Origin of the sequence: Okeania sp. SIO3I5, from assembly GCF_010672085.1 — a bacterium.
In the GTDB taxonomy this organism is placed as follows: Bacteria; Cyanobacteriota; Cyanobacteriia; order Cyanobacteriales; family Microcoleaceae; genus Trichodesmium.
This window is the reverse complement of the sequence record NZ_JAAHHT010000419.1, coordinates 1-4,341: the sequence shown is the minus strand read 5'-3', so window position 1 is coordinate 4,341 and position 4,341 is coordinate 1. Positions and strand designations below refer to the sequence as shown.

At 33.0% G+C, this 4,341-nt stretch carries 1 protein-coding gene; it reads right to left on the bottom strand.

The features are described from left to right. Window positions 1-212: 212 nt before the first annotated feature. Complete coding sequence (locus F6K40_RS39010) at window positions 213-4,307, bottom strand: response regulator (protein WP_483143794.1); 4,095 nt, start codon at window positions 4,305-4,307, stop codon at window positions 213-215. Window positions 4,308-4,341 lie beyond the last annotated feature (34 nt).

The window sequence follows — 4,341 nt, the reverse complement described above, 5'->3', positions numbered from 1 at the left end:
TTAATTTTTTGTGATGAAAATTAGATTATTGGGGTGGGGGCAGGTTTATCGGAATAATTTGTAATATAGAATCCGGTTATATAATATATGTTCATAATTGTATCTACACTTTATACTCCCCATCTCCCCATCCCCCCATCTCCCCAACTATATAACAAGTATTCAACCGGATCTTATATAAAACCATTAACTTAACGTGGAACCCGCCCCTACTATTTCTGCTGCTCTAATTTCAAAGCAGCAATAACTTTTTCATATTCAATTTTAACCTCAGCAAAAATCTCTATTGCTTCTGCTGGAGTAGAATTTCCTGACTCATAAGCTAAACGAGCTAATACTTCTAATTCTTGACAAACCTGATAAAGAGTCATTGCCCCTAAAGTACCACTAATAGACTTCAGAGAATGAGCAGCATTCTTAAGTATTAACGGGTTAGCTTGATTAATAGCAATATTAATATTTTCTAGCAGTTCGGGAGAAGTATTCAAATAAGTCTCTATTGCTTCATCTAAAGCTTCTATTTCTATCAAACTTTCTATTATATTACTCTCAAGAATAGTCTTTTCATTGAAAGTATAATTTTTATTTTTTTCAGTTTCCAGAGAAGTATTTGATGAAGTAAAATTGAGTTTTTCTTTTCCTTCATTAACAAGAGGTTTACATTGACTCAAAGCTTCAATAAGCTGTTTCATTTGTATAGGTTTACTAATATAATCATCCATTCCGGCAGCTATACATTCTTCGCGATCGCCCTGCATTGCATTAGCAGTCATAGCAATAATGCGAGGTCTTTCCTCAGAAGTTTTTTCGGGATATTCTGTAGGATTTTCGTATTCTTGGCGAATGCGACGAGTGGCTTCTAAACCATCCATTAAAGGCATTTGTACATCCATCAAAACTACATCATATTGAGAAGGCAAACCAAAGACAGCTTCTAAAACTTCCAAACCATTACTAGCAACATCAGCACGATATCCCATCCGTTGTAAAATTTGTAAAGCTACTTTTTGATTAACTAAATGGTCATCAGCTAATAATATTCTTAGGGGTAATTCCTCTGCCAATAAAGGAATTACCTCAGCATTCCATTTACTATTACTTGTAACCCTAACTTCAATACCTTTACCAGAAAAAATATTTAGTAAGATTTCATAAAGTTGAGATTGTTTAACAGGTTTATTAATAACTGCTGCAAATAATTGATGAGAAGGATTAATTTCTTGCTTACCTAAAGAAGAGAGAAGTACCAGAGGTAAATCCTGATAAATTGGATTTTGACGGATTTTTGTAGCTAAACTCAAACCGTCAATTTCTGGCATTTGCATATCTACAATTGCCACATCAAACTTATTATTTGTGGCAATTAATTCTAAAGCATGATTAGCATTTTCAGCAGTGCTAACTATCATCCCCCAAGATTCTGTTTGTTTTAATAAAATTTTTCTATTCGTATTATTATCATCAACAATTAATATTCTTTTATCTACTAAATTATGGTGAATACCATCTAAATAATTAGTTTCAATTAACTTATCCTTAACAGTCTGAATACTACATTTATTTACTATCGTAAAATAGAAAGTTGAACCCGATTTTTCATTTATATTAGCTGGTTTTTCATCTAAAGTAGATGATTTATAAGCTTCTGGGGGATTTCCGCCAATTACATCTATACTCTCAACCCACATCTGACCACCCATCATTTCAGCTAATTTTTTACTAATAACTAATCCTAAACCTGTACCTCCATATTCTCGACTGGTAGAAGAATCAACTTGACTAAAAGACTTAAATAAACGATTCATACGATTAGCAGGAATGCCAATACCTGTATCTTTGACTGAAAATTGTATTTCATACACAGGCGAAATATCATAAGTATGAGATTCATAAATATTTTCTCCTGCTAAATTTTGTAAATTTTGCTGTAAATTTTGCTCTACTTCTAACTGTCTAGCACTAACAGAAACTAATACCTCACCATGAGAAGTAAATTTCACAGCATTACTCAAGAGATTAACCAAAATTTGACGTACCCTAGTAATATCTCCGATCACCATAGTTGGAGTTTCTGGATCAATAAAATAGGCAAGTTCTAATCCTTTTTCGGAAGCTTTTGCTGCTAATAAATCAATAGATTCTTCCAAACAAGTTTGTAAATCAAAAGGATGTTTTTCTAAGTCTAATTTTTCTGATTCTATTTTGGAGAAGTCAAGAATATCATTAATAAGTGTAAGTAAAGCATCACCACTACTACGAATAGTCTGAACAAAATCTTTTTGGTCTAATTCTAGAGGACTATCTAATAGTAAACCAGTCATACCAATAACTGCATTCATTGGGGTTCTAATTTCATGGCTCATAGTTGCGAGAAATTCACTTTTAGTTCTAGTAGCAGCTAGTGCTTCATCTCTAGCTTTTGCTAAATCAATTGCTGTTTTTTGACGCTCTAATTCTCCACCTATCCACTGCGCCATTAGTTTTAATAATTCTCTATCTACAGCTTTAAAAGGTTCCATAAGAGGTTGAGGATTCCAGAAATTAAGAGTACCATAAAATGAACCTTCTACCATAATTGGCGCTCCCATATATGCTGCGATTGGGAAAGCCATATCTATGTTGGTATAAAAACCCGAATATTTAATAGATTCAAAATATATTGGTTCTTCTCCTCTAGCTGCAAAAATAAAGGTTTTTTCTAAGTCTAATTTTTGCCCTTGACAAATAGAATCATCAGGACTTTTAGCTGCAATAATAGTATATTTATTATCTTTTATTTGAGATAATACTCCTATTTCTAGACCAAACTTTTCACACCCCATTTCTAATAATTGTTGGAGGCGATAATTAAAATCATAACTTAGGTAACTATCTTGATTTTTATGTTGATAAGGGGCAGCAGTTATTTGATATAACTTACGAATAGCAGCTTCACTTTCTTGTAATTCTTGTTCTCTTTGTTTACGATCGGAAATATCACGAGAAACGGCAATAATTTCTTGTACTTTCCCTGTTTCAGGATGGCGAATTGTACGAGCGGTACTTTCCAACCAAATATATCTACCATCTTGATGAAAGATACGGTAGCTAAGAGTATAAGTTACTGGTTTTTTGAGGATAGTATAATAAGCTTTGGTAATTAGTCCAGTATCTTCAGGTGCAAAAAATTGTTTTGGATGAGTACCTACAAGTTCTGATGGAGAATATCCCATGAGACTACGACAAGCAGGTGATACATAAAGAAAAACCCCATCCGAAGAATGACGAGAAATCATATCAGTGGAGTTTTCTGCCATTAGTCTATAACGCTCTTCACTATCTTGACGTTCAGATTGAGAATTTTCTAATGCTTCAAGCATTTGATTTATAGTCTTTGCCAGACTAGACAATTCATCATCCCCTACTATTGATACACGGTTTGAAAGGTCTCCACTGGAGGCTATTTTCTTTACTACTTTGCTAAATTGTGAAATGCGGGAGACTACCAATTTTTCTATAACTACAATTGTCACCACACAAAAAACCAAACCTACTATTACCCATGAAAGAATAAAGTAATCCCAGAGCAATCGACTGTGGTAGTGAATTATTCGCTCTGTTTCTACTTTTAAAATTAGAGCTGGTTTACCGTAGATATCTTGGATAATTGTATAGCCAGCTATTTTATTAGAGTTAAGGGGTTGTACAAGTATTTCTGAAGTTTTTAGTTGTTGATTAATTTCTGGGGAAAGGGAATTATTTTCCCACCAATTAAAAGTTAGTGATAATTTTGTGGATTCAGCTAAATTAGCTATTGTCATATTATCTAAGTAGCGTCCCACAATTAAGGTATCCTTGCTTAGATTATCTTTTTCATTAGTAACAGGAATGGCAGCTATCAGAAGCGGTGCTTCTGGTAAAATAATAATACCTGTTTTTTGGGAAAAATAATTTTCCAACTCTAGGTTTTGAAGTAGAGGTAAATGTTTTTTTAAGCTGTTAGGTATGAGTATTTCTGTTTGTTTATTTTGATCAAATCCTTGACTAAATAAAATTTCTCCTTGAGAATTGAGTCGTAATATTAAGTTGAGTTTTTGATTAATAAAAAAGTTTTTAACTAAACTGAAATTAATCAATTCCTCTATCGCTAAATTAGTATCAGGTTTGAGTTTATTCTTATTAGCAAATTTTGATAATAATAATATTGTATCCTCTTTTGCTATAGCAGATAAATTGGACAACTGCTCATCTAGTCCATTTAATCCTCTCACAACATCTATACGAACGTAATCTGCCTCCAAATCTTGGAAGTCATAAAGCAGCATCATTGATGCTGTGGTACACAAGACCACTATAAGACTA